This window comes from Solwaraspora sp. WMMB335, assembly GCF_049179075.1.
Taxonomy (GTDB): domain Bacteria; phylum Actinomycetota; class Actinomycetes; order Mycobacteriales; family Micromonosporaceae; genus Micromonospora_E.
The window spans coordinates 4,177,034-4,201,378 of record NZ_JBMHMF010000001.1 but is presented as its reverse complement, the minus strand read 5'-3'; the positions used below and the strand labels follow the sequence as shown (position 1 = coordinate 4,201,378).

Genomic DNA, 24,345 nt, shown 5'->3' with positions numbered 1-24,345 from the left:
CGATGGCACCCGTCGACGCGTGGTGTGTCGCCGGCCGCGTGATACTGAGCTGATCAGGCTAGTCTAGGGCGACTGCCGTCATTTGCGTTCGGAGACCACCGTGAAGCTGTCGATCCTCATGCCGGTCTACAACGAGGAGGAACGCGTCGGGGACGCCCTCAAGCAGGCGCTCGCCGTGGACTACCCGTGCGAGATCGAGCTCGTCGTCGTCGACGACGGCAGCCGGGACGGCACCGGTGAGATCCTGGGACGCACCGACGACGTGCGGCTTCGGGTGATCACCCATCCGCGCAACGCCGGCAAGGGCGCGGCGATCCGTACGGCGGTCGACGCCGCCGAGGGCGATTACATGGTCATACTCGACGCGGATCTGGAATACGACCCGCAGGACATCCCCAAGTTGCTCGACCCGGTGTTGGACGGGCGGGCGACCGTGGTCTACGGCAATCGCACCTTTGGCAGTCACAGCGCGTACAGCTTTTGGTACGTGATGGGTAACAAGGCGGTCACCACTGCGGCGAACGTGCTGTTCAATTCGTATATCGGTGACCTGGAAACCTGTTTCAAGTTGTTGCCGCTGTCGCTGTACCGCTCGCTGAACATCCGGTCGCGGGGGTTCGGCATGGAGGCGGAGGTGACCGGCAAGCTGCTGCGACGCAAGATTCGCCCGTACGAGGTGCCGATCTCCTACCGCGCGCGGGGCCGGGAGGAAGGCAAGAAGATCACGTGGCGCGACGGCGTCGAGGCGCTGTGGATTCTGGGCCGCGAACGTACCCGCCGCCCCTGACACCCCGCCCCTTCCCGTCCGCCCCTGCCGCCCCTTCCCGACGATCTTGGACTTATCGAGAAGATATGTCGAGATTGTCGCGCGATTAGGCCAAGATCGTCGGGGTGAATCGGGTGAATTGGGTGATCGAGCGGCGTAGGCCCACCGGGTCCAGACCGTGCCAGCGATCGTGATCCGCCGGGCTGCCGTACCGGTGCAGGTCGTCGCGACCCACGCCGAGTGACAGCAGCCGGTACGGCCGGGCGGCCAGCGCCTCGGCGACCAGATGGCTCGACGTGCCGGCCAGATACGGCTCGACCAGCACCACGTCCGGTGCATCATGATCGGTGACGGCGGCGCGCAGGCCGGTGGTGTCCAGCGGCCGGGGCGTGTTCGTGTACGTGACCGTCACGTCCAGCCCGGTCACCGCCGCCAGCACCGGATCGAGCATCGGGCCGACCGCGACGACGACCGGGGCTCCCCCGCTGCCCCGACGCACCGTCACCAGCCGGCCCGACGCTCGGCCAATGTGAGCATCGGCGTTGCCGCGGGCGCCGAGCCGCAGATAGACCGCCTCGTCGTGCGTTGCCGCCGCCCGCAGCAGCGGTCCCACCTCGTCCGGATGACCCGGTACGTGCACCGTCCACCGCCCGGTGGTGTCGATCAGGGCGACGTCGCCGGGGGACTGGTGGGTGCGCCCCTCCGCCGCCGCGTCGTACGAGGCGCCGATGCTGACCAGCACCGCCCCAATGCCCTGGTGATCGAGGTCCAGCTTGATCTGTTCGTACGCCCGGTCTACCAGGAACGGCGCGTAGGAGTGGGCGATCGGGCGCAGCCCGGTCAACGCCAGTCCGCCGGCCACGCCGATCATCAGCTGTTCGCGGATGCCGACGTTGAGCACCCGGTCCGGGTGGCGCCGGGCGGCCGGCGCGAACGCGTCGGCGGAGATGTCGGCGAGCACCAACGCGGTACGGGGATCGTCGTCGAGCAGCGCGGTGGCCACCCGGGTGAACGCGTCACGCATCGTCAGCTCCCGGTGGGGCGGTCGTGACGTACTTGGCGGGCATCCTGGCGACCACGACATGCGGGTGGTTGCCGTCGTGCCCGGCCAGCGCGACGGCCAGCGCATCATGGTCTCGGCCGGCCACCGTCGCCGACGTCCAGCCGTTGACGGTGAACCGGCTCGCCACCCCGCCCGGCCAACCGTGGGTGGCCGAGTCGTTGTCGACGACGATCACGGTCAGGTCGCCGAGCTGGCGGCTGCCCGCGTACGCGATCGCCTCGTGGTTGGCGCCCTCGTCGAGTTCGGCGTCGCCGACCAGGACGTACACCCGGGCACCCGTCCCCGCACCCGTGCCGGTGCCGGTGCCAGCCGGGCGGCCGGAGCTGGGCGTCAGCCCTTGGGCGCACAGCCCGAGCAGCATGCCCACGCCGAGTCCGAGGCCGTGTCCGAGCGAGCCGGAACCGATCTCCACGCCCGGCACCAGCAGCCGGTCCGGATGGTGGCCGAGCGGGCTGTCCGGTCCGGCGAGGTCGTCGAGCCAGCTGTCGGGGAAGAAGCCCTTGGCGGCGAGTACGGCGTAGAACGCGGCTGGTCCATGCCCTTTGGACAGTACGAACCGGTCCCGGTCGATCGCGTCGACCGCCTGCGGATCGACCCGCAGGATCCGGTCGTACAGGACCCAGAGCACGTCCAAGGTCGAGTAGGTACTTGATTCGTGCTTCTCGTCCCCGGTCAGCCGGCGCAGCAGCGGAGCCAACGCCCGGTACCCGGTCGGGGTCGGGCCGGATCGGGCCGGGCCGGTGGCGGTGGGTGCGGTCATGCCGATAGCGTGCAACTTCAAGTTAACTTGAACTCAAGGGCGGTGTGATGCAGGATGCGTTGACCATCGGCGAACTGTCCGCACGTTCCGGGGTGGCATCGTCGGCGCTGCGCTACTACGAGCAGCTCGGGTTGATCCGGGCCGGGCGCACCGGCGGAAACCAGCGTCGGTACGAGCGCGCCGAGCTGCGCCGGGTCGCGTTCATCCGGATCGCGCAGCAGATCGGGGTGCCGCTGGAGGAAATCCGGATGGCGTTGGACGAGCTGCCCGCCTCGCGTACCCCGAACAAGGCCGACTGGGCACGGCTGTCCCGCCGCTGGCGGGCCCGGCTCGACGACCAGATCGCGTTGCTGACCCGGCTCCGCGACGAGCTGACCGGCTGCATCGGCTGTGGCTGCCTGTCGCTGCAGAACTGCACGCTGAGCAACCCTGGTGACCGGCTCGCCACCGGCGGTCCCGGCCCGCGGATCCTGCTCGACGGCAAGCCGGTATGACCGCACCGGCGGGCCGGGCGGCTAGCCGGTGACGAGCAGGACCTTGCCGAGGTGGTCGCTGCTCTCGACGATGCGGTGTGCCTGTGCCGCCTCGGCCAGCGGCAGCCGGCGGTCGACCACCGGACGGATCGCCCCCGAACCGACCAGCGGCCAGACCTGGTCGTGCACCCGGCGTACGATCTCGGCCTTCTCGGCGAGCGGCCGTGACCGCAGCGCGGTGGCGAAGATCGTGCCGCGCTTGGCCAGCAGCACGCCGATGTTCAGCTCCGCCTTGCGCCCGCCCAGCATCCCGATGATCGCCAACCTGCCGCCGGTGGCGAGCGCGTCGACGTTGCGGGCCAGGTAGGCGGCACCGACGATGTCCAGGATCACGTCCACACCGTCATGGCCGTCGTCGACCAGCTCCCGGCACCGCGTCACGAAATCCTCGGCCGGGTAGTCGATCGTGTGGTGCGCGCCGAGCGCGCGCAGCTGTTCGTGCTTCGCCGCCCGGGCCGTGGTGATGACCACGGCGCCGAGCGCCGCGCCGAGCTGGACGGCGAAGGTACCGATGCCGCTGCCGCCGCCGTGCACCAGGAAGGTCTCGCCGGAGCGCAGGCCGGCAAGCTTGACCACGTTCGACCAGACCGTGCAGGCCACCTCGGGCAGCGCGGCGGCGTCGGCCAGGCTCACCCCGGCCGGCACCGGCAGCAGCTGACCAGCCGGTACGACGACTCGCTCGGCGTACCCGCCGCCGGACAGCAGCGCGCACACCTCGTCGCCGACCCGGTGGGCGGTGACGTTCGCGCCGACCTCGCTGATCACTCCGGAGCATTCCAGACCCGGGTACGGCGCAGCACCCGGCGGTGGCGCGTAGTTGCCCTGCCGCTGCAGCAGGTCAGCCCGGTTGACGGCGGTGGCGGCGACGTCGACGACCACCTCGTCCGGGCCGGGCGTCGGGTCGGGCACTTCGTCCCAGATCAGGGCTTCGGGTCCGCCGGGCTGCGGCACGGTGATCGCGTACATGGGATAAGTCTTACCGGGTCACCGCCGTTCGCGCCGGGTCAACCCCGGCCAAGGAGACCGCCGCCACGCGACGGGGGTCGGCTACTGCCGCGTTAACCCACGGCGCGGGCGGGTCCTGACCGCCCGTGGCACACTAGGCGCAGCGGTGCGGAGGCCGACGTTGCGGGCTCCGTCGCACCAGGAGGGCTCGCCTAGTGGCCGATGGCGCTGGTCTTGAAAACCGGTAGGGCGGCAACGTCCTCGTGGGTTCGAATCCCACGCCCTCCGCTCCCGATTCGCGCAAGCGCACCCTGACCGGCGTGAGCCCTGGTCGGAAGGGCTGACCAGGGGCCGCCGGCGCTAGATCAGAGCGGCGGTCGCGGCTCGCAACCCGTCCAGCTCCTGGCGCGCGACGTCGGCGAAGTCCAGATGGTTCGCCGGGTCGATCCAGCGGGCGAACGTGTTGCGGAAGGCGAGGCCGCCGAACTCGGCGGCCAGGCTCGCGGTCGGGTCGGCCAGACCGCGTTCGCGCAGCGCGCCGGCGATCGCCGCGGTGAGGCCGGCGAGCTTGAGCAGCTCACGTTCCCGCAACTCGCTGTTGGCCTCGACGACGGTGTGGCGGCGCTGTGCCCACGCCCGCCGTTCCGGACCGAAGAAGGTCGCCGCCGCCAGCAGGGCCGCGCGGAGCGCCTCGATCGGTGTCGCCGATTCGGGCGCGCCGGTGATCGCGTCGACGAACATGCGGTTGAGTACGTCCTGCCCGCCGAACAGCGCCTCCCGCTTGTCGGCGAAGTGCCGGAAGAACGTGCTCTTGGCCAGCCCGGCCCGTTCGGCGATCTCCGCTGCGGTGGTGTTCTCGTAGCCGCGCTGGAGGAACAGTTCGAGCGCCGCACCCTGCAGGCGCTCGCGTGCGTTCGGCTGCCACCGGCCCATGCCGATGAGTCTACGTGATGGGACTTGGTCTCATCATCTGCTAGAGTGATGAGACCAAGTCCCATCACTCGGTTCCGGGTGGTGACGTCACCGAACTCAGGAGGCACCCATGCGGGTATTCGTCACCGGCGCGTCCGGCTGGATCGGCTCGGCCGTCGTTCCGGAACTCATCAGCGCGGGCCACGAGGTCGTCGGGCTCGCCCGGTCGGACTCCTCGGCCGCCGCCATCGACGCGATGGGCGCCAAGGCGCTGCGTGGCGACCTTGACGACCTGGACTCGCTGCGCTCCGGTGCGGCCGACTCCGACGGCGTCATCCACCTCGCGTTCATCCACGACTTCAGCCGGTTCGAGGCATCACTGCGGGTCGACGCCCAGGCCATCGAAGCGATGGGGGCCGCGCTCGACGGCTCCGGCAAGCCGTTCGTCATCGCCTCCGGGACGCCGGTCGTCCCGGGGCGGGTGGCGACCGAGCGCGACGAGCCCGACGTCGGCGGCCTGCTGGCCGAACGGTTCGAGAACGCCCGGACCGCCCTGCGTACGGCGACCCACGGCGTGCGCGCGGCCGTCGTACGGCTGCCCCGCACGGTGCACGGCGAGGGCGATCCCGGCTTCATCGCCGCGCTGGTCGACACCGCTCGCCGCACCGGGGTCGCCGGCTATGTCGGTGACGGATCGAGCCGCTGGCCGGCGGTGCACGTACGCGACACCGCGCACCTGTTCCGTCTGGCGGTGGAGCGGGCCCCGGCCGGGTCGGTGCTGCACGCGATCGGCGACGAGGGCGTGCGAGTACGCGACGTCGCCGAGACGATCGGCCGCCACCTGAACCTGCCGGTGGCGTCCCGGCCGGCCGAGGAGTTCGGGTTCCTCGGCCCGATTCTCGCGGTCGACCAGCCGGCGTCCGGCGCGCTAACCGGCGCGCTGCTCGACTGGCGACCGGTCCAGCCAGGGCTGATCGAGGACCTGGACAAGGGCCACTACTTCGCCTGAGCGGACCATGTCGGAGCGCTGGCGGTAGCCGGGGACACAATCACGGCATGACGGCCGGGGCGGGACTGGCTGCGTTGTGATCGTTTCGCCTGGTCAGGACGCCCAGACGAGGCAGAACGGGTGGCCGGCCGGGTCGGCGTAGACGCGCCAGTCGGGGCCGGCACCGTCGAGTCGGGTGGCGCCGATGTCGAGGGCGGCCCGTTCGGCCGCGTCCACGTCCTGGACCTGCACGTCGAGGTGAATCTGCTGCGGGTACGCCGGATCCGGCCAGCGTGGCGCGGCGTATTGCTCGACCTGCTGGAACAGGACGGGCTGCGCGCCCTCCTCGCCGATCATGGCGATCCCGTCCGCCTCGTACGTCACCGGTTTGCCGAGCAACTCCATGTAGAAGTGGCTCAGCGCCTTGGCGTCGGGGCAGTCGAGCATGACGCCCGCCAGGGCGGTCTGCGGCTCGTCGGCTTTCGAACACAGGCAGAACGGGTGCCCGGCGGGATCGGCGAGGGTGTGCCACCGTTCGTCGCGGCGCAGCAGGCAGGCGCCGAGCTGCTGGGCGCGTTCCGCTGCCGCGTCGATGTCCGACACCTGGAAGTCGAGGTGGGCCTGCTGCGGCCGGTCCTGGCCGGGCCAGCGCGGCGGCACGTGGTCGACGGCCTGTTGCAGCCCGATCCGCCAGCCGTCGTCGGTGACGAGGGTGATCCAGTCGTCGTCATCGTCGTCCGTGGTGCGGCGCCGCCAGCCGGCGAGCTGTTCGTAGAAGGTGGCCAGGCGGTCGATGTCCGGTGCGTCGATCGCCACGGCCCGCAGTGAGCCGACAGCCTGCCGGTCCGGTTCGGTGCTCATGCCCATGATCCTGCCGACCCCTGCGCCGACCCGCCACCGGAATCGACGTCGACGGTCAGCCTGGCCGCAGGTAGCCAACGAATACGAAGACTCTTCACCATAGAGACAGTGGACAGTGATGCCTATACTCGCCGGTCGTGGATCTTTCTGGTGAGTAAGGGTAGTGAATGGGATCAGCGGCTGGGCGCTCCGTACGTTGGTAGGTGAGCCAGCCCTGGTATTGTCGTAAAGTTGCATCCGCGTCGAATGCGTGACGATCAGCGGCGGTACGGTGGTTAGCGGCGGTCGTTGCGGCGGGGCGGATTCGGTACGGCCGGGGCGCTGACAAGCGCGTCCGTGCGAGCCCTGCCGCCGTCTTCACAAGTTGGCGACAACGGCTGCCGGCTCGTCGATCCAGAGGCGCTGTGTCGCGCCGTCGACTGTCAAGCCGAACCGGATGTACTCGGGCCGACCGGCATCCTGCCACCAGGCGTAGGCTGCCTCGACCTCGTCCCAGAGCCGTCGTGGACCGCCCTGGCGGACGGCGAAGTCGGTGCCGGACTCGTCGCCGTAGGCGACCGCCGCCCATGAGCCCGAGGCGAGATCGTCCAGCCGTACGGTCACACCGGCGTCGCCGCTCTCGGTCCATTGGTCGCAGTTCGGCACGAGCACGGCGACAGCGAACTGAGCCGACTCGCTCTCGAAGACCTCGCCTCGCCGGAGGCTGGTACGACCGTCGAGCGCCGGGCCGGTCATCGGCACCTGGTCGGTTGACCGGCGTTGGTTGCGCGTCACCATGAACCACGCCGGGCAGACGAACGGACCCGAAGCCGTGCCGTCTTCGTCGACCTCAAGGCGTACGAGCAGGCCGCTCGGCATCGCGAGACGCCACGGCGTCACGATGAATCCGCCCGGCCGCGTCTGAGCGATCCACGCGGGCGGGACGCGGTACACGGAACAGGTGGCGAGTACCCGGTCATAGGGCGCGTGGGCGGCGTAACCCCCGGTGCCATCGGCCGCGACCGTGGTCGGTGCGTGGCCCGCCTGTCGTAACGCCCGTTGCGCCGCCCGCAAGATCGTCGCGTCGATCTCAATACTTGTTACGTTCGCGTCGCCGAGTCGGTCGGCGAGCAGGGCCGCGCTCCAGCCGCTACCCGTGCCGATCTCCAGTACGCGCATGCCGTCGACGATCATCGCGGCGTCCAGCATGCGCGCGACAATCCTCGGCATAGACAGGGAACTTGACGGCGACAGCCCGGGTGCGCCGCCGGGCAACACCTTCCCGTCATCGAACTGCGTCACGATCGGCCCATCTGCGTACGCGGCGTCGAGCCATGCCTCCGGCTCGTCCGCGCGGGAGATCACCCGGTTGTCCCAGCCGAACCAAGCGACCTCGGGTACGAACTCGTGACGCGGGACCCGTTCGAAGTGGGGCCGCCAAACTTCCGAAAGCCGCCCGGCGGCCGCCAACTCGTCGAGCAGGCGAGCGTGCTGCTTGATCACTTCTTCTTGCCTCCGCTACCGCCGCTGTCCTGGCCGTGCTTTGCCACCGGTTCCCTCCCCTTCAGCGAGTGACAGATCTCTTTTCGTCGAGGTGGTGCACCGTCCAGCTGAGACCTTTGAGTCGTCCACAGACGGTAAGAAGAACGTGATCCTCTATTTTCGAGTACGCTAACTCCTATGAACGCCGACGTGCTGCTTGCCCGCTGCGAACGCAGCGCGAATCTATACGGCCTCCGGATTGAAGAGCGGTCCGACGCCTGGTATACGACATGGGCTTTCGCGCTCGACCAGCGTCGCGCCGGTCGGGAGAAATACGGCAACGCGGTGATCAACGCGCTTTTGCGTCTCGATGAAGGCTTCCCAGGTTGCCCACACTGCGAAGCGGGATCCTTCGTCAAGTGTGGGATATGCGCTCGTCTGACCTGCTGGGATGGCGGCGCGCGCGTGTGGCGCTGCCGGTGGTCGCCGTGCCGGTACAGCGGAGTGCCTTCCGGCCAGATCGAGAGCTTCCACCAGCACGCCGACGTCTAACCCTTCGGTGGAGGTGGGCTACGCCTCGATCGTGCCTTCCACCTCCCCGAAGTGGATCTTCGTTCCGGGGGTGAGGCTGACCGACTGCCCGGGCGCGACCGTCTGATGAGCCTTGCCGGGCACCTGTGCGAGCCACTGGGTGCGGCTGGTGTTCCTCAGGCCGAGAATGCTCTTGGTCGGGTGTTGCGTGACCTCGGCGCAGGCCGGGCCGCCGGCCGCAGGGTCACCGATCTTCGTCAGGTGATGGGCATACAGCTTCGTGGTCCGGTTCAAGACGATCAGGCGGCTGCGCCCGATCACCAGTCGAACCGGGGACCGAAACCGTTGTCGGCAGCGCCAGCAGACGATCTCATGGGGACGCGTCACACAGACAAAGTTCTGGCCCTTGCAGGAGGCGCACTCGACCATCGCATCCGCAACCGCCGTCAGCGCCGACTGCCATTCACCGAATGACGGCCGACGGCCGGGGTCGTTGATTCCTTCGGTGAAGACCCGAACGAACACCGTGCGGAGGACTTCGGGGTACAACTTCCAGAACACGGGTGCGTTGAGGTGCACGCCCGGCACCGGACGGTTTGATGAGTCGGACGGGTCGAAGATGAACACCGGGTGTGTGCCGTAGATCCGTCGCATCGCGGCCTCGTCAAACACGTGAATCTGCGCCTCGGCCTTACCCTGCAGCGGGTGGTCGTTCATGAGCAACAGGAACAACAGGACGGCCATTGAGAAGCTGTCGGTCAACGCAGACGGCTTCTTCTCCTGCCGAACGATCTCGGGCGCCATGAACCGCGCGGTGCCGAGCACCTGTGGTTTGGCCCGGGAGGATGCGACGTTGTCGTTGTCGCAGATGAGAACCTCTCCGGTCTTCGGGTCGATGAAGAGGTTTCCGTCCGAGATGTCGCAGTAGAACAGACCCTTGGCCTGGAGCGCCTTGAACGCCGATACCGTCTGGCTGGCAGCCTGGACCAGCTCGCTGAACCGGATGCCGACCTTGCGGCCCAGCACCATCGGGAGGCCGACGAAGCTCGGTGGCCGCAGCCGCATCACGTAGCCGAACTCGTGACCCTTCGTGACGATGTCATCGGGCCACAGGAAGTGCGCGGACGGGGCTTTCTCCTCGACCAGGGCCGTGATGCTCTCCCGCACCTCCCGCCGTTGACTCGCCGGGTGGAACCACTTCACCGCGACCTGGCTGCCGTCGGCCAGTCGCGCCTCGTGGACCGTACCCTGTCCGCCGGTCCCCAGCAGCTTGCCGATGGTGACCGTATTCCCCATTGAGCTGTCGAGTTTGTCATCTGGCTTCAGCATGTCGTCTCGGTCTCGTCTCGCCTGTCACTTTTGAACCAGCTGGGCCATGTCGCCCACGGCCGTCCATGGCGCTCGATCGGGCGCTCGGTCGCCCACGCCATGGCCACCGACATGTCATCGCCGCTTCCTTGCCTCGATATCTCTGGCAGCCAGCGCTCCAGGTCCGCCGACAGGTCTGCGGTTTCCACGGCTCGCTTGGCGATGTCGGCGCAGAACTGGAAAAATCCCGCTTGGTTCTCGAACGAGTTCGGCACACCGTCGGTAACCAAGATGACTGCGGACGGAACGTTTCCTGGTACCACCGGTACCGTACCCGCGCTGATCCGGTATCTCGCATCGTCGTCGCAGAGCGACGGCGTCGCGTTCGCGATCGCCTCCGCCTGCGGTGGACATAGGTAGCTCGGCTCTCCGCCGGTGATCGTCACCATGGCCCCGTCACCGATCTGCAGCCAGTGGATTGCGTCTGGTCCGATCAGGACCCCCAGAGCCGTCGATCCATACGCCCGGAAGTGCCAGTCGCCGAGCCTCTCGGCGTCCCACTCCTGCGGGCTGGGCCCATACGCGTCCGGACCTGCGGGCTCCGTCTCACTGGAGTCAACCGACTCGGCGTAAGACTCGAACGCCGCGAATTGATCGTACAATCTTTGCGCTGCGGCACGGCCCTGCGTCGCGATGACGTGGTCGATGTAGCGACCGAGCCGAACCTCTACCGGACCCAACTCTAGTGTCCGGGGCGGATCGGCGATCAGATTGCCGCGCACCCGCGCGTACCAGTTCGCGACGAGAAGGTTCGGAGCCTCGCTCCAGTCGATTTTCGTGCTGGCCATGGTCCTCTGGACAGACGGTTTCTCTTCGAGGTCCCGATAGGAGGAGAACACCTCTTCCATGGCCGCCACCGCGAACTCGGCACCACGTCGGCTCCGGAAGTGTGCCTCGGAACCGTGCCCGTCAGCAACCGCCACCAACGCCCACAACCCCGCGTCCCAGCTCTTGCTGATGCTACCGTCCTGGCACTCGACGTCGCCTCGGTGATGCGCTGCTCCGGTGACCGACACATTCGTTGCCTGCCAGATCCGCGAAACTCGGTGTGTGCCCAACGCGTCGTCCTCCACTAGACACTTCCTCCGGCTCTCCGCTCACCAGACAGCGTCGGCGTCAGGATCAGCAGGGGGCGGCGGAGGCGGCGGAGTGGGAGTTCCGTCGGATGGAACGGTTACAGTCCGGCTCGCTGGTGCCGACGCCGACTTCAGCACGGTCGTCGAGACATACCTGATGTATTTCACCAGGTCGGGGGAGTTACGTGCCTGCAGCGGTTCGACCTCTTGGTGCCCGATGAATTTACGGAGCGGGTCAAGGTCTGCGTCGTCGCCGATCGCGATGGCCATCCGCAGAGCGCGCTTGCCCCACGGCTCCGCCATCAACGCGTCGAAACCGCTGTCGAAATCGTCGGTCGGCTGCCCGTCCGACACGAGTACCACCACTGGGCGGAGCCCTCGCTCGGGCATGTTTCCGACGGACAGCTCCTTCGCCATCGCCCTCATCGCCGCGCCCATGTCGGTGATGCCGTTGACCGGGACGCCCGTCCAATTGAAGTCTTCGACCGGGACCGGCCCCGGCGTCACCCATTGGCACCCCGTGCTGAAGGTCAGCACGCGGACCTCGACCGCGGCGTACGGATTCTCGGCGGCCGAATCCCGCATCGCGGGCAGGGCCTCACGAATAGCGAAGTTGAGCCGGTCGATCTTTTCCCCGGCCATCGATCCAGACACGTCGAGCACCCAGTAGAAGCGCAGCGGTCGCCTGGATATCGCCCCACCGGGCAGGTCCATCATGGTCAATGTGATCCCTTCCCCACTCCGCGACGATCGCGAAGTGGTGCTTCGTTGTCAACAGCGCTCCGCGCCGAGACGGCCCAGGGGACCGTTCGTCGCGTCGATCATCGGATAAATGTTCACCTCGATAGAGCCGGACTTCCTACCTTCGCGCGGCCGACCACCCCAGAAAGCGCGGCTCCCCACGACCGCTCCGTCGGCCCGGCCGAAAACGGCCGGCAACCGGGGCAGGATCTCCGTGTTGAACGCGTCCGCGTACCTGGTTCCCTCGTCTGGGGAATCGGCCACGCCGAACGACAGAACAATTCCCGCCTTCCGACCGGCCAGATCGGGCTGGGACGTCCGTTCCTTCACCTGCCGCTCGATGGCAGCCAGGTGGGCGTCGCGAGCAGCGGACGGCGCCCCGGTCAGCAGAGCGGGATTGGTGTCGATCCGCATGCACACAAAGTCGCTGTCGACACCGGGGGGCGGTTCGGGCGACCGGTTCGTAACCTGCGACGTCGGTGACGCGCTCGGGGTTGCTGCGGGGGTGGGGGTCGCGACAGCGCTCGGCGTTACGGCTCCGCCGGTCTGGGTCGCAAGGAAAACCACGACGAGGACCAACAGCATGTCGGCGAATACCCAGCCGACGATGCCGAGAAGTCGCGCCGCGTTCGGCGCGGTCGGTGAGATGCCTGGCTGATCCACAGCGGCCCGCTATCCGATCGGCCAGCGTCGGCGCAGCAGCGACGAGATCCGGCCACGAGGTGGTGCTTCCCCGCGTCCTGGGTTCGACAGGGCCTCGACCAGACGCCGGCTGGCGTCGAGGTTCTCCGCCAGCTGACGGTGCACCTGGTGCAGGTCCGGCAGGACGTGCGGCGGTGTTTCACGGAGCCGGTCGATTGCCTGCGTCAAGGTCGCCGCAGCCTCTCGTGACGACTGTGCCAGGGTGGCCGCAGTGGCTTCGAGTTCCTGCTCGAACCGGCGGACGGTCTGGCTCGCCAGCTCAAGTTGTCCGCGCATCACCTGTTCAGCCGACGACACCATCTGTTCGGCCGCAGCGGACGCACCACTCATGGCATTCGCCGTCGCTCGGCGTTCGGCGAGTTCCCGATCCAACGTGGTGATCACGGCGCCGCCCAGCTTCTCCATCTCCCCCGGCAGCGTGGTGAGGGTCTTGAGTAGCGCGGCTTCGGTGGCGTTGGCAAGCTTGGCAGTCTTCTTGGCGGCCGCTGCCGCCGCCAGTGGAACGTCGACGACGTGGCCCAGATCCCGCACGAGAACTTCTTGGCGTTCGTACAGGCTGTCGAGCTTCGCGCCCACGCTCTTGACGGCCCCCAGTACGTCGACGACGTCCTGCTGCAGCGCCGGCAACCGACTATTCATGGTGGTGGCGCCGGAGAGGAGCGACTTCACGGTGGTTTCGAACGTGCCGGTCGCGGCGGCGATCGAGGTGATGTGGGCTTGGAGGCCGTCGGCGCTCCCGGCGACCGCGCTCCCCGCGTTCGCCATGTCTCCGGTCGCGCGGACGAGATCTTCGACGTTCTGCTTTCCGTGCGCGACAGTGGCCACGATCTCCGCCTGCGCTCCCCGGAGATGCTGCAACGTCTGCTCGTAGAGCGGAACGATGGCGGACAGACTCTCCAGGTGCTGCTTGTGTAGGACGTCCACCCGGTCGCTGAACTGCGCGGCGGTCTGGAGATGGTCGTGCAGTTGGTTGCGGATCAACGGCAGCTGTTCGGTGGCATCGTTCATCGACTCGACCAGGGATCGGGCCGTGTCGTCGAATCTCCCTGCGGTCGCGCCGATGGACGCCAGGTTCGTTGTCAGATCGCCGACACCGTCGGCGATCCCCTTCGCTGCCTTGGCGAGACCGCCGGTGGCTTTCGTCATGGCGGTGGAGCTCGCCCTTCCGGCTTCCGCCGAGGCGACGAGTTCCTTCTGCGCGGCGACCAGGCTTCGCAGGGTCTCCTGCAACGCAGGCGCCAGCTGGTTGAGCTCCACCAACAGGCGGTCCGGCCGGCTGTCTGCCTGTTCACTGACGGCCAGCGCCGCCTCGGTGGCGACCGAGCGCAGCTGCCTGACGATGTCTCGGCGAACCGTGTCGTTTTCGTGGTCCGCGCGTCGCTGCAGCCATCCGCCAACCCCGAAAAGGACCACGACCACGGCAATCGCGATGAGATCGAAGAGCGCAACGACGTCAAGGGTGACCCAGGTCCGATTGCCGAATCCCTGGGTCCACATCTGGAGAAACGACGCGTCCTGAAACCTCGCCTGCTCCTCCTGCGGTGCGCTCAACAGGCCTCGGTACGCGTGCACGGCAAAGAATATTCCGCCCCACGTGAACAGAAGCGGAAGGAACAAGGCCAGGGTCCGAAAGTGGTCAAGCGCCTCCAGCCGCCGGGCGACCGCAGCGGACCTGGCGACGACGACCTCGTCCGGATCGAGCTGCCGCAGGATGTCCACGTTGGCCCAGCGCTGGATCTCACCGGCCCGGAAATCGGCCGCCAGGCGATCAAGGGTAGTGGCGAGATTGCTGCAGGCCGGCTTTTTCGCGAGTTTGTCCAGCTCGCTGGCGATGTCAGCCAAGGATCTCATGGAATGCCGATCGAATCCAAATTTCTGGAGTCACGCGTGCAGCCTTCTTGGTCGCTCGTGGCGCGACAGTACGCAAGCTCCACGATTTAATAAACAGACGGCTCGGTCCGGCCATCTAGTACCCGCCGGAGCGTCCAACGTATCATGACGGACTGCGGCGGCCGGCCGCAGGAACAGCACCATAGGCCAGGCCAGCGAGCTGGCCGGCCGGCCCTAAAGCTCGCCTATAGCCGGTCGGGCACTCAAGCGATTGAGGACAGTGTTGATCATGCGCAGCGTCAGCCTTCCTTTCCATCGCAGCAGTACGGCGCGCCGATACGGCGCTCATCAGACGTCACACAGTAACGGCATGGGTGACATGGTGGATGCCTACAGACAGGCGGCGATGACTGGCTGAACGGACATGCCCGCGACGCTCGATCGGTTGTACGCGCAGGATGACGTACATCGCCGCTGCGTCGACCAGTGAGTTGATCTTAGCGACGCGAATGTGTTGATTAGCGCGACACGGATGAAGCCGGCGAAGCCGGATGCGAGGAACCCGAACCGGCACCGCGCCTGACCTGCTTTCGCCACGCGCTGATGGTGCTCGTCTGGTTCCGCAAGGGCGAGGACACCGCACTGCTCGACATCGGCGTCGCCCGGCCGACCGCCTCCCGGGTACTGCCTGGTCCATCCTGATCGGACGCTGGAGGACGTTACGTCGGACCACCACCGGCACACGCAAAATCGGCGACATCGTCACGATACGGTTGGTAGCGGCGGTCAATGCGGCGGTACCGGATTCCGTACGGCCGGGGCGCGGTTTCGGGAGGCGGCGCGATGAGTTCGACGGTGGGCGACAACGTAGGGCGGCTCCGTCGACTCAGGGGACTCACGCAGGAGCAGTTGGCGGCCGGATCCGATGACGACGAGATCGCGGTCGGCCTGCTACGGCGGGCGCTGGCTGCGGCCCGTGGCTTGAAGCGGGACAACTGTCGGTGATGTCTCGACAGATCCGCCGACAGTGCGAGAACTGCAGGCGTCGATTGCCGAGATCGACCGGATCTACCATGGTGACGATTACGCCAGCGCGCTGGCCCGGCTGCCGGTGCTGATCGGTGCCGCCCGCAGCCTTGTCGACGCGAGTTCCGGCGACCAGCGGACTGCCAGCGTTGGGCAGCTCGCTCAGGCGTACCAGATCGCTGGGACGGCGTTGATCCAGCTCCGGCGCTTCGATCTTGCCTACCATGCGCTGAGTCTCGCGCTCGACGTCGCGGACGAGTCCGGAGACGAACTGGTCGCCGCGTCAGTTGTCACCACAATGTGTTGGCTGTTGCTCCGGCAGGGCCGGTTCGACGAGGCAGAGCGGTTGGCTGTCGTCACGGCGAACGCAGTGGAGCCACGCTTTTCCCGTACGGACCCGACCCGGCTGGCGGTGTGGGGCTGGCTCATGCTGCGCGGGTCGGCCGCCGCGATCCGCGATGGTCGCGCCGACGACGCCGGAGAAATGCTCGACGCCGCCGGTGCGGCAGCGGTCCGGATCGGCGAGCAGCTACCCGCCGACGTAGCTCTCCGCATGCCGGTGACGATGGGTGCCTTCTGTCCGGCGACCGTCGAAATGAAGCGGGTGGAGATGTCGGTCGTAGCGGGCGACCCCGCCACGGCGCTCGCGTTGGCGGAACGGGTGCCGCCGGGGAGCGGCCGGGCCACGTCAGACAACCGGAATCGCCACCAACTCGACCGTGCCTGGGCCAACACTGAACGCGGCGACCTGGTCGAAGCAACGCGCATTCTGTCCGGGCTCGGAGCGGAGTCGCCGACCTGGTTGCGGCATCAGCGGTACGCCCGGGACATCGTCACCACGATCCTGACCCGCCGCCGTCGGCCAGTGAGCCAGGAGTTGGCGGCGCTGGCTGACCTGATGGGCGTCGGGTCCTGAGCATCCTTCACAGGCCGCGTGTGCCAACGCCAAGGGCGTGATCACGGCTGCGGCTCGGACGTGACGGTAGGCCATCACCGGGATCTGCGCCGCCGGGGGGCGGCGAGCGGAGCCGTCCGTTACGTACCAGGTGCCGTCCGACTGATTAGAGAGCACGTACGGCGTCGGTCGACAGCCAGCAGCGACAATGTGATCATCAATTTGCGGTACGGTTGTCAGAGGCGAGCGTCGAAGTCTCGCTGACGCGGCACTCATCCTTTCGGCAATCAGGGATGGTCGAGGTGACAGAGTCAGGCGGTTCCAGCTTCTCCCGTCGCTTGGGTCAACTGCGGACGGAGCGTGATATGTCGCTGCGTCAGCTTGCCAGGGCGACCTTCTACAGCAAGTCCTACCTGCATGAGCTAGAAAACGGTTCCAAGCGCCCAACAGCACAGGCTGCCCAGCGCCTCGACTCTACGCTCCGAGCCGGCGGTGAATTGTCAGCACTAGCTGACGCTCAAAGGGCTCTCAGTCGCCGTCAGTTCGTAGCCGGAGCTGGTCTGGCCGCCGCGCTTCCGCATACCTATGTGGATCACGGCCGGAAGATCGGTGTAGACCTTCCGGATAAATTGGTGGAGCGTACCGCGCGGTTGCGTCGTCTGGACGACTTCCTCGGCGGCGCGGACACCTACCGGATGTACGCCGCCGAGGTTGATTCCACAGATCGGCTTATCCGTGACGGACGTTACGCCGAGGATACCCATCGGCGCTTGTTGGCGGTGCTGGCTGAGCAGGCGCAGTTGGCTGGTTGGGCCGCGTTCGACGCTGGCCATCACGGCGACGCGGAGCGGCTGTATCGGGCGAGTCTGACCGCTGCTCAGGAGGCAGAAAACCCGGCGCTTGCCGGGAACGCGCAAGCGTTTCTTGCCTACCAGGCGAGCGCGCTCGGCCGGTCCGGCTTGAATCTGGCTATCGCGGCGTGCGAGACAGCGAAGGAGAGCACAACTCCTCGGGTCCTGACACTCTTGCACTGCCGCCGGGCCTGGAGCCACGCCCTTGAAGGACAGGCGGCAGAAGCGGAGCGACAGCTCGATACAGCCGCGCGGTGGCTGAGTACCTCCGGCGACCGGGCTGAGCCAGACTGGGCCTACTGGGTGGACGATGTCGAGGTCGACATCATGACTGGCCGGTGCTGGTCTGTGCTGCACCGGCCGATGCGCGCGATATCGGTGCTGGAGCAGGTCTTGGCGCTATACAACGACACGCATGCCCGTGACAAGGCGCTCTATCTGACCTGGCTTGCTGACGCGTACCTGGACGCCAACGAGGTGGAGCAAGCGTGCTCCGTGGCGGGCAAGGCAATGCGGTTGGCGGCCGGAGTCGGATCGATCCGCCCAGCTCAACGGATCGACACGTTCATGGCAAGGCTGGAGCCGTACGCGGCTCTCCCGTGTGTCGTGGACCTGCATGGCCGAGCGGCGGAGATGAGCCGGTAGCGTCGCCTCGGTCGAGATAGCTTCGGCCTCAACTGTCCGGTGCGGCTTCGCCTGTCGACGATCGTAGCCACTCCAGAAACGCTGCTGATCCTGCCACGATCGCAGTCGCCGTGATCTGCGGGTTCTGCCAAGGATGGTGCGCGAGTAGGTGGCGCTCCAAGGCTTCGTACCGGGCGGCCGTCGTGTTGAATAGCACCTGCCACTCTTCACCCTCGCCCTGGTTGCCCAGATGCCAGAAGACGCTGATCACGGGGCCAACCACCTGCGCGTTCCCGGCCAGGCGAGCACCTACCGCCGATCGGGCTAGGGCTACCGCGGCATCACGTGTCTCGACTGCGGTCGACACCTGTAGATAGTCGCTCATGGTCAAAAATTAGCTCCCACTCCAGCCGATCCGGTGTCTGCGGACAGCAGATGGTATCCGGCGGACGTCCCTGCTATCGCGTCTCGCAACGGAGACGGCGAGCATTGGTTTGTCCTTGTGAAACTCCGCTCTTGCTTGGGGATATTTGGCGAACGAATGCCACCGTACGAGGGAGAACGAAGGTGGATGAAGCATCAGTCTTCCTGCTGGGTCGGGACGAGTCTCACGAGCTCAACGTATGCACCGGCAGACCGTGAACGTTGACAGTTGCAAGGTTGCCTGTGGACGGCTGTGGATGCTGATGGAGCCATGGACGAGCGGTGCCTTCGTCGGGTGTGCCGGCGAGGCGACGCCGTGGACCTGATCGATTGCACGGCACGAAAGACGACCCGAAAGGAAGAAAGCGATGATCGTCGAGTTGGTTCGTGAACTGGTGTTGCGGTGGCGGGACGGGCGGTCGGCGGCGTCGGAGCGGCTGGCCCGGCTCGACCAGGAACGGTCGGCGGCCAAGCACCGGCGGCTGGACGGCAACCGCGGGCACCGTTGGTCGTCGCAGCCGACGATGCTCACTCCGACGCTGCGTCCGCTGATGACCTACGGCCAGCTGCTCGGCTACCGCGTACCGGCCGGGTTGTGACCTTGGCGGATGACAGCGCGGGTGAGCCGGGTCCGAGCGCCGACGACGCCGAGGCCACTCGTGATTGCGCGACCGATGCAGCGGCCGACATCGGCCGCACGCTCCGATGGAGCTTCGAGGACCTGAAGGCCGAGCACGGTGAGGCCGGTGCCCGCCGGATCCTCGCCGAGGTCCTTGCCCGGTGGCAGGCCAACGGCGGTGAGCCCGTGGCATTCGACGAATGACCACGCGTGACCGCTCGGAGTCGTCGATCTTCTGAGAGGGACGAATCGATGTGGGATATCGGTGCGGTGTTCGGGGCGGCGCTGCTCGGCTTCTGCGCCGGGCTGTGGTCGTTCAAAGTGAAGTCGAGATGGTGCCCGGACTGCGGGCGTACGACGTACCCGACGGCGGATCGGCGTGGCGGGTAGTCGGCCGCTCCCCATGCCCGAGCCGGAGCCGGGCGACGTACTGATGATCGGCCCTGAAGCGAGCGTGCAGTTCGCCGGCGACCGAGGCTTCAGGTTCCGGGTCATCTCGGTGGACAGCAAGCCGACGTACGAGGGTTGGGTGTGGCTCGCCGGCTACATACTTGACCGGCACGGTGACGCGACCGAGAGGCGGGAGATATTCGTGCAGCGCCGAGGCCTGTACCGGACTGTCCCGCGATGATCGACCATCGAATCAGGACGGAGTGAAATCAGGCGGATGTCGGGTGCCGACTGGCCTGGCGCGTCCAGCAGGCCACGCGACGACCGATCATGGTTCGCGACGAGCCTTCGACAACGGGTTTGGGCCACGGTGGCTGGCTCTCCGGTCGGCTGCCAATGCCGGAGCGTCTGACCTGGACCGACCTCGGTCGGAGGGTGACTTAGGATGATCGGATGGGCGGATACATCAGGTAGCGGGCGACTGGCACCCTTCGACCACTGCCGTGAGTCGATGTCCAGCAGCACACTTCCCCGGTGACCAACCAGCAGCCGCCGCACCACGCGACCCACCCGCATCAGTACGAGATCGGGCATGCCCCGATGCCGCACCCACACCCACACCCGCCAGGGTCCGGTCGCCGGCCTGGCGCCGGGCTCGGTCCGGGCCAGAAGGCCGCCGCATATCTCGGCGCTGGTCTGGCGACCTTCGTCCTGCTCTGCTGCGGGGGCACCATGGTGGCCAGCCTCGTCGCGCCGGACCCGGAGCCGAGCGAGAGCGTCGCCACGATCAGCGGGCGCGACGCCGACGGCGACAAGTCCGCGCAGCTCGCCACCATCGCACCGACCAGTTCAGCCGCAGCGAGCCCGACGCCCTCGGCCAGCGCCTCGCCTTCGGCCAGCCCGACCGCCGCCCCGTCGCCGCGACCCAGCACTGCCGCGCCCGCACCGACGGTCCGTCAGCCGAAAATCGAGACCCGGACGGTGACCGAGACGCGGCAGATTCCGTTCCAGGAGAAGCGGGTCAACGATCCCAACCTGGCCAAGGGCCAGACGAAGGTGAAGACGGCCGGTGTCGCGGGCGTCAAGACCCTGACGTACGAGGTGACCTACACCGACGGGGTGCAGACCGCCAAGCGGCTGGTCGGCGAGAAGGTCACCCGACAGCCGGTGACCAAAGTCGTGCTGGTGGGCACCAAGGTGGCTCAACAGTGCCACCCCAGCTACACCGGCGCCTGCGTGCCGATCGCCAGCGATGTCGACTGTGCCGGCGGCAGCGGCAACGGTCCGGCGTACGTCCAGGGGCCGGTCACGGTGGTCGGACCGGACGATTACGGATTGGACCATGACAACGACGGGATCGGCTGCGAGTAGCAACCAACCGGCGAAACCTTAGTGGGTTGCCCAGATCCGGGCGAACAACCAGTAGACAAAGGAAAGCAGCGCCATGGTCGCGATGAAGGCGAGCGGCATGGCGACCAGCGGAACGAGGATCGGGAACCGGCGGTGGAGTCGCCGCCGTCGCTGCCAGCGCCACCAAGCCCGGCGGACCATTGGTCCGCCGGGCAGACGCAGTACGGCTGCGGTAACCTGCCGACCCATCGTGACCTTGGCCGGTTCGGGGTTGCGCATCCAGTCCGGCAGGGCGACCGGCGGCCGGCCCCGTGGCGGTTCAGTGATATCGCCGGTACGCGGACGAACGGTGTCTTGGAGGTTGTTCTGGATATCGGCCATTGTCCACTCCTCAGGTCACCCCGGATTGTGAGGCAGACAGTCAACCAGCAGCACATGATTTTTTCGGCGAGCTCCGACCGGTGCTGAGAGGATCAAGCCGAATCTCGGCTTCCATTGATCGGCAAGCGACGATGGAAGTTTCGTGGAAACCGCAATCGCCCGCGGTTGATCCGGGCATCTGGGGATGCCGGGACTGCCGACTGCGTGTGAACTGTCTCACCTTCTGACCGATCGGTCAGGCTCTGCGGTCCGGCTCGGGCATCCTTGGTCGCGGGACGGCTGGGTCGCGGGACGCCGGCCGGGCCGGATGACAGGACCGCACGACGGGGAGGTGAGCAGATGGCGCAGACCAGCCGGGGTGCCGGCGGCCGGGCCGAGCTACGCGAGCAGATCCTCGACGTGGCGGCCCAGCGGTTCGCGGCCGTCGGGTTCCGGGGCACCTCGCTGCAGGACATCGCGGCGGAGGTGGGCTGCGCCAAGGCTTCTCTGCTCTACCACTTCGACAGCAAGGACGCGATCCTCGCCGCGCTGATGGGCCCGGCGACGGCGGCCCTCGCCGACCTCGACCGGCGGCTCGCCGACCTCGACGACGAGGCAGCCCGGCGTACCGCCGTCGACGGTTTCGTCGATCTGTGCCTGCGGTTCCGACCGCAGATCGCGCTCCTCTACGCCGAGATACCGCAGGTGTTGCACCAGCCGGCCTTCAAGGACCTGCAACAGATGGTCGACCGGTTGCAGACCGCGCTCGCCGGCCGATCCGGCCAGCCGCACGCCTGTGTCGCCGCCCTGGTCGTGCTCGCCGGCGTCTCCGCCGCCACTTCCAAGCTGGTCGAGTTCAGCGACGCGCAACTGCGTCCGATACTCGCCCGGATCATCGACCGGACTCTCGACGATCAGCCGACCGGGTCGACAACCGACCCGGTCGCCGACTGACCGGGTCGACAACTGACCGAAAAAGCCACGCCCGACACCGCAGAGGATGCCGCATGGCCACCTTGCTCTACCGGCTCGGCCGGACCGCTTTCCGCAAGCGACACCTGGTCGTATCGATCTGGCTGATTGCCCTGGTCGCGCTCGGCGTCGCCGCGCTCGCCTTCCGCGGGCCGACCGCCAGCAACTTCAGTATCCCCGGCACCGAGTCGCAGCAGGCGATGGATCTGCTGCAGGAGCAGTTCCCACAGGCCAGCGGTGCCGGTGGGACGATCGTGATCGCGGCGCCCGAGGGCGAACAACTGACCACCGAGGCCGGCCAGGCCGCCGTACTCCAGGTGGTCGCCGAAGCGAACGAGATCCCCGACGTGGTCGGCGCGCTCGACCCGTTCCAGACCGGCAGCGTGTCGCCCGACGGGCGGTACGCCCTGATCAACGTCCAGTTCGCGGACCCGAACGACGAGGTCAGCGACGAGGCGCGGGAAGCGTACGAAGCGGTCGGTGACCCGGCCCGCGACGCGGGCTTCCAAGTGGCCCACGGCGGCGAGGTGATGACCACCGAGCCGCACATCGGTTCCCAGGAGGGTATCGGTGTCGCGATCGCCCTGGTCGTGCTGATCATCACCTTCGGCTCGCTGGTCGCCGCCGGCATGACCATGCTGAACGCGCTGATCGGCGTCGGAGCCGGCATGGCCGGCCTGTTCGCGCTGAGCAGCACCATCAACCTCACCTCCACCGCCCCGGTGCTCGCCCTGATGCTCGGCCTGGCCGTCGGTATCGACTATTCGCTGTTCATCACCTCCCGGCACCGCCAGCACATGCTCGAAGGGCTGGCACCCGAGGAGGCCGCCGCCCGAGCCGTCGCCACCGCCGGCTCCGCCGTGGTGTTCGCCGGAGCCACGGTCGTCATCGCCCTCGCCGGGCTGTCCGTCGTCGGGATCCCGTTCCTCACCGTGATGGGTCTGGCCGCCGCCGGTACGGTGAGCGTCGCCGTCCTGGTCGCCATCACCCTGCAGCCGGCGCTGCTCGGGTACGCCGGCCGCCGGGTGCTGCACCGTCGCCGGCGGGCCACCGAGCCGGCCGAAGCGCCGACCACGCACGAGAACCAGGAGACTTTCGGCTTCCGCTGGGCCCGGCTGATGGTGAAGCTGCGGATTCCGGTGATCGTGCTGGGCGTGGCCGGGCTCGGTGTGCTGGCGATCCCCGCCGCGGATATGCGGATCGCGCTGCAGGACGCCAGCGCCGCACCGATCGGCAGCAGCGAGCGGACCGCCGCCGACCTGATCACCGAAGGCTTCGGGCCAGGATTCAACGGTCGGCTGATCATGGTGGTGGCGGGCGACTCCGCGGAGGCCACGACCGCCGCCGCGGGCCAGGTCACGGGTGCCGTACAGGGCCTGGACGGGGTGCTGATGGTTGCTCCGCCCCAGCCCAGCCAGGACGGCCGGACCGCGATCCTGGCGGTCATCCCGGCGACCGGCCCCACCGAGCCCGGAACCGAGGAGCTCGTCGAGCGGATCCGGGGCGAGATCGGCGTACTCGGGTTGGCGCCTGACACCGACGACGCTTCCGCCGAGGTCTCGCTGACCGGAATCACCGCGGTCGGGATCGACGTCTCCGACAAGCTCGCCGACGCGCTGCCGGTCTACCTGCTGCTGGTGGTCGGCCTGTCGATCCTGCTGCTGATGCTGGTGTTCCGCTCGATCCTGGTGCCGGTCAAGGCCGCCGCCGGTTTCCTGCTCACCGTCGGGGCCGCGTTCGGCATCACCGTCGCGGTGTTCCAGTGGGGCTGGTTCGCCGACCTGGTCGGTTTGGACACTCCACGACCGCTGATCAGCTTCCTGCCGATTCTGCTGATCGGCATCCTGTTCGGGTTGGCGATGGACTACGAGGTGTTCCTGGTCTCCCGGATGCGGGAGGACTTCGTCCACGGTGACACCGCGGTGCAGGCGACCATCAACGGGATGGGACACGGTGCCCGGGTGGTGATCGCCGCCGCGTTGATCATGATCTCGGTCTTCGGTGGATTCGTCCTGATCGAGGATCCGATCATCAAATCGATGGGCTTTGCACTGGCGATCGGCGTGCTGATCGACGCCTTTGTGGTGCGGATGACGATCGTGCCGGCGGTGATGTCGTTGCTCGGCAAGGCTGCCTGGTGGCTGCCGCGCTTCCTGAGTCGGATCATGCCCAACGTGGACATCGAGGGCGAGCAGCTGCGGGCACGGCTGGCCGCACGGCGGGAGGCGGAACTGGTCGGCGCCGGGGCCGACCGTTCCTGATGCGACAGCGCCCCGCGTCGGTACGCCGCAAGGTGAG

The 24,345-nt window shown here is 67.7% G+C and carries 27 protein-coding genes and 1 tRNA gene; 15 read left to right on the top strand and 13 right to left on the bottom strand.

The annotated features are described in order from the left end of the window. Positions 1-100 precede the first annotated feature (100 nt). A complete protein-coding gene (locus ACN27F_RS18020; protein ID WP_421434833.1) occupies positions 101-787 on the top strand; it encodes a glycosyltransferase family 2 protein in 687 nt (228 codons plus the stop codon). An 85-nt stretch (positions 788-872) separates the two neighbouring features. Here the strand turns inward: ACN27F_RS18020 and ACN27F_RS18015 are convergent, their stop codons facing one another. Both ACN27F_RS18015 and ACN27F_RS18010 read right to left on the bottom strand, forming a co-directional pair. Further along, the gene (locus ACN27F_RS18015) at positions 873-1,790 is read right to left on the bottom strand and encodes a transketolase family protein (protein ID WP_421434832.1); all 918 of its coding nucleotides are present in this window, start codon (positions 1,788-1,790) and stop codon (positions 873-875) included. Beyond that, the gene (locus ACN27F_RS18010; protein ID WP_421434830.1) at positions 1,783-2,589 is read right to left on the bottom strand and encodes a transketolase; all 807 of its coding nucleotides are present in this window, start codon (positions 2,587-2,589) and stop codon (positions 1,783-1,785) included. The genes ACN27F_RS18015 and ACN27F_RS18010 overlap by 8 nt, the downstream gene beginning before the upstream one ends. Positions 2,590-2,636: 47 nt before the next feature. Here ACN27F_RS18010 and soxR point away from each other — a divergent pair, with 47 nt between their 5' ends. Continuing rightward, positions 2,637-3,083: a redox-sensitive transcriptional activator SoxR gene (soxR, locus tag ACN27F_RS18005; protein ID WP_421434827.1), complete on the top strand. Its 447-nt coding sequence runs from the start codon at positions 2,637-2,639 to the stop codon at positions 3,081-3,083. Between the two features lie 21 nt (positions 3,084-3,104). On the opposite strand, the gene ACN27F_RS18000 is transcribed toward soxR, so the two are convergent. After that, positions 3,105-4,088: an NAD(P)H-quinone oxidoreductase gene (locus ACN27F_RS18000; RefSeq protein ID WP_421434826.1), complete on the bottom strand. Its 984-nt coding sequence runs from the start codon at positions 4,086-4,088 to the stop codon at positions 3,105-3,107. A 180-nt stretch (positions 4,089-4,268) separates the two neighbouring features. Between ACN27F_RS18000 and ACN27F_RS17995 the strand changes: the two genes are divergently transcribed. Next, a tRNA-Ser gene (locus tag ACN27F_RS17995) sits at positions 4,269-4,355 on the top strand. Positions 4,356-4,427: 72 nt separating this feature from the next. Here the strand turns inward: ACN27F_RS17995 and ACN27F_RS17990 are convergent. Beyond that, positions 4,428-5,000 carry a TetR/AcrR family transcriptional regulator gene (locus tag ACN27F_RS17990; RefSeq protein ID WP_421434824.1) on the bottom strand — a complete coding sequence of 191 codons (573 nt, stop codon included), beginning with the start codon at positions 4,998-5,000 and terminating at the stop codon, positions 4,428-4,430. Positions 5,001-5,109: 109 nt separating this feature from the next. Here ACN27F_RS17990 and ACN27F_RS17985 point away from each other — a divergent pair, with 109 nt between their 5' ends. Continuing rightward, a complete protein-coding gene (locus ACN27F_RS17985) occupies positions 5,110-5,988 on the top strand; it encodes an SDR family oxidoreductase (protein WP_421434823.1) in 879 nt (292 codons plus the stop codon). A gap of 93 nt (positions 5,989-6,081) precedes the next feature. Here ACN27F_RS17985 and ACN27F_RS17980 read toward each other — a convergent pair whose 3' ends face one another. Further along, positions 6,082-6,828 carry a VOC family protein gene (locus tag ACN27F_RS17980; RefSeq protein WP_421434821.1) on the bottom strand — a complete coding sequence of 249 codons (747 nt, stop codon included), beginning with the start codon at positions 6,826-6,828 and terminating at the stop codon, positions 6,082-6,084. A 357-nt stretch (positions 6,829-7,185) separates the two neighbouring features. Further along, positions 7,186-8,310 (bottom strand): methyltransferase domain-containing protein, encoded by a 1,125-nt coding sequence (locus ACN27F_RS17975; RefSeq protein WP_421434818.1) that lies wholly within the window; start codon positions 8,308-8,310, stop codon positions 7,186-7,188. Between the two features lie 177 nt (positions 8,311-8,487). Here ACN27F_RS17975 and ACN27F_RS17970 point away from each other — a divergent pair, with 177 nt between their 5' ends. After that, the gene (locus ACN27F_RS17970; RefSeq protein ID WP_421434816.1) at positions 8,488-8,841 is read left to right on the top strand and encodes a hypothetical protein; all 354 of its coding nucleotides are present in this window, start codon (positions 8,488-8,490) and stop codon (positions 8,839-8,841) included. An 18-nt stretch (positions 8,842-8,859) separates the two neighbouring features. Here ACN27F_RS17970 and ACN27F_RS17965 read toward each other — a convergent pair whose 3' ends face one another. From ACN27F_RS17965 to ACN27F_RS17945, 5 genes are read right to left on the bottom strand one after another with little or no spacing between them, the layout of a single operon-like run. Continuing rightward, on the bottom strand, positions 8,860-10,149 hold the full coding sequence (locus ACN27F_RS17965) for a protein kinase domain-containing protein (protein ID WP_421434813.1): 1,290 nt from the start codon (positions 10,147-10,149) through the stop codon (positions 8,860-8,862). Beyond that, a complete protein-coding gene (locus tag ACN27F_RS17960; RefSeq protein ID WP_421434810.1) occupies positions 10,143-11,261 on the bottom strand; it encodes a protein phosphatase 2C domain-containing protein in 1,119 nt (372 codons plus the stop codon). Before ACN27F_RS17960 ends, ACN27F_RS17965 begins: the two co-directional genes overlap by 7 nt. Positions 11,262-11,285: 24 nt before the next feature. Next, positions 11,286-11,981, bottom strand: coding sequence for a vWA domain-containing protein (locus ACN27F_RS17955; protein WP_421434808.1), 696 nt, complete (start codon positions 11,979-11,981; stop codon positions 11,286-11,288). 54 nt (positions 11,982-12,035) lie between these two features. Beyond that, entirely contained in the window at positions 12,036-12,668 is a 633-nt protein-coding gene (locus ACN27F_RS17950) for a hypothetical protein (RefSeq protein ID WP_421434806.1), read from the bottom strand. A 9-nt stretch (positions 12,669-12,677) separates the two neighbouring features. Beyond that, a complete protein-coding gene (locus tag ACN27F_RS17945; RefSeq protein ID WP_421434804.1) occupies positions 12,678-14,549 on the bottom strand; it encodes a hypothetical protein in 1,872 nt (623 codons plus the stop codon). 831 nt (positions 14,550-15,380) lie between these two features. Here ACN27F_RS17945 and ACN27F_RS17940 point away from each other — a divergent pair. From ACN27F_RS17940 to ACN27F_RS17930, 3 genes are all read left to right on the top strand, one after another. Further along, positions 15,381-15,542: a hypothetical protein gene (locus ACN27F_RS17940; protein ID WP_421434803.1), complete on the top strand. Its 162-nt coding sequence runs from the start codon at positions 15,381-15,383 to the stop codon at positions 15,540-15,542. 22 nt (positions 15,543-15,564) lie between these two features. Then, a complete protein-coding gene (locus ACN27F_RS17935) occupies positions 15,565-16,479 on the top strand; it encodes a hypothetical protein (RefSeq protein ID WP_421434800.1) in 915 nt (304 codons plus the stop codon). Positions 16,480-16,751: 272 nt separating this feature from the next. Further along, a complete protein-coding gene (locus tag ACN27F_RS17930) occupies positions 16,752-17,954 on the top strand; it encodes a helix-turn-helix domain-containing protein (protein ID WP_421434798.1) in 1,203 nt (400 codons plus the stop codon). 28 nt (positions 17,955-17,982) lie between these two features. On the opposite strand, the gene cutA is transcribed toward ACN27F_RS17930, so the two are convergent. After that, complete coding sequence (gene cutA, locus ACN27F_RS17925) at positions 17,983-18,318, bottom strand: divalent-cation tolerance protein CutA (protein ID WP_421434796.1); 336 nt, start codon at positions 18,316-18,318, stop codon at positions 17,983-17,985. Between the two features lie 406 nt (positions 18,319-18,724). Between cutA and ACN27F_RS17920 the strand changes: the two genes are divergently transcribed. The 5 genes from ACN27F_RS17920 to ACN27F_RS17900 all read left to right on the top strand — a co-directional run bounded on the left by ACN27F_RS17920 (position 18,725) and on the right by ACN27F_RS17900 (position 20,736). After that, positions 18,725-18,955: a hypothetical protein gene (locus ACN27F_RS17920; RefSeq protein WP_421434794.1), complete on the top strand. Its 231-nt coding sequence runs from the start codon at positions 18,725-18,727 to the stop codon at positions 18,953-18,955. Next, positions 18,952-19,179: a hypothetical protein gene (locus tag ACN27F_RS17915; RefSeq protein ID WP_421434791.1), complete on the top strand. Its 228-nt coding sequence runs from the start codon at positions 18,952-18,954 to the stop codon at positions 19,177-19,179. The genes ACN27F_RS17920 and ACN27F_RS17915 overlap by 4 nt, the downstream gene beginning before the upstream one ends. Positions 19,180-19,227: 48 nt before the next feature. Continuing rightward, on the top strand, positions 19,228-19,365 hold the full coding sequence (locus ACN27F_RS17910; RefSeq protein ID WP_421434789.1) for a hypothetical protein: 138 nt from the start codon (positions 19,228-19,230) through the stop codon (positions 19,363-19,365). A 13-nt stretch (positions 19,366-19,378) separates the two neighbouring features. Beyond that, positions 19,379-19,606, top strand: a complete 228-nt coding sequence (locus tag ACN27F_RS17905) for a hypothetical protein (RefSeq protein ID WP_421434787.1) — start codon at positions 19,379-19,381, stop codon at positions 19,604-19,606. 293 nt (positions 19,607-19,899) lie between these two features. Further along, on the top strand, positions 19,900-20,736 hold the full coding sequence (locus ACN27F_RS17900; protein WP_421434785.1) for a G5 domain-containing protein: 837 nt from the start codon (positions 19,900-19,902) through the stop codon (positions 20,734-20,736). 18 nt (positions 20,737-20,754) lie between these two features. Here the strand turns inward: ACN27F_RS17900 and ACN27F_RS17895 are convergent, their stop codons facing one another. Continuing rightward, complete coding sequence (locus tag ACN27F_RS17895) at positions 20,755-21,096, bottom strand: hypothetical protein (protein WP_421434784.1); 342 nt, start codon at positions 21,094-21,096, stop codon at positions 20,755-20,757. Between the two features lie 339 nt (positions 21,097-21,435). On the opposite strand from ACN27F_RS17895, the gene ACN27F_RS17890 reads away from it, so the two are divergent. Together ACN27F_RS17890 and ACN27F_RS17885 are read left to right on the top strand one after the other, a co-directional pair. After that, entirely contained in the window at positions 21,436-22,029 is a 594-nt protein-coding gene (locus ACN27F_RS17890) for a TetR/AcrR family transcriptional regulator (protein WP_421434782.1), read from the top strand. 53 nt (positions 22,030-22,082) lie between these two features. Beyond that, a complete protein-coding gene (locus ACN27F_RS17885; RefSeq protein ID WP_421434780.1) occupies positions 22,083-24,308 on the top strand; it encodes an MMPL family transporter in 2,226 nt (741 codons plus the stop codon). Positions 24,309-24,345 lie beyond the last annotated feature (37 nt).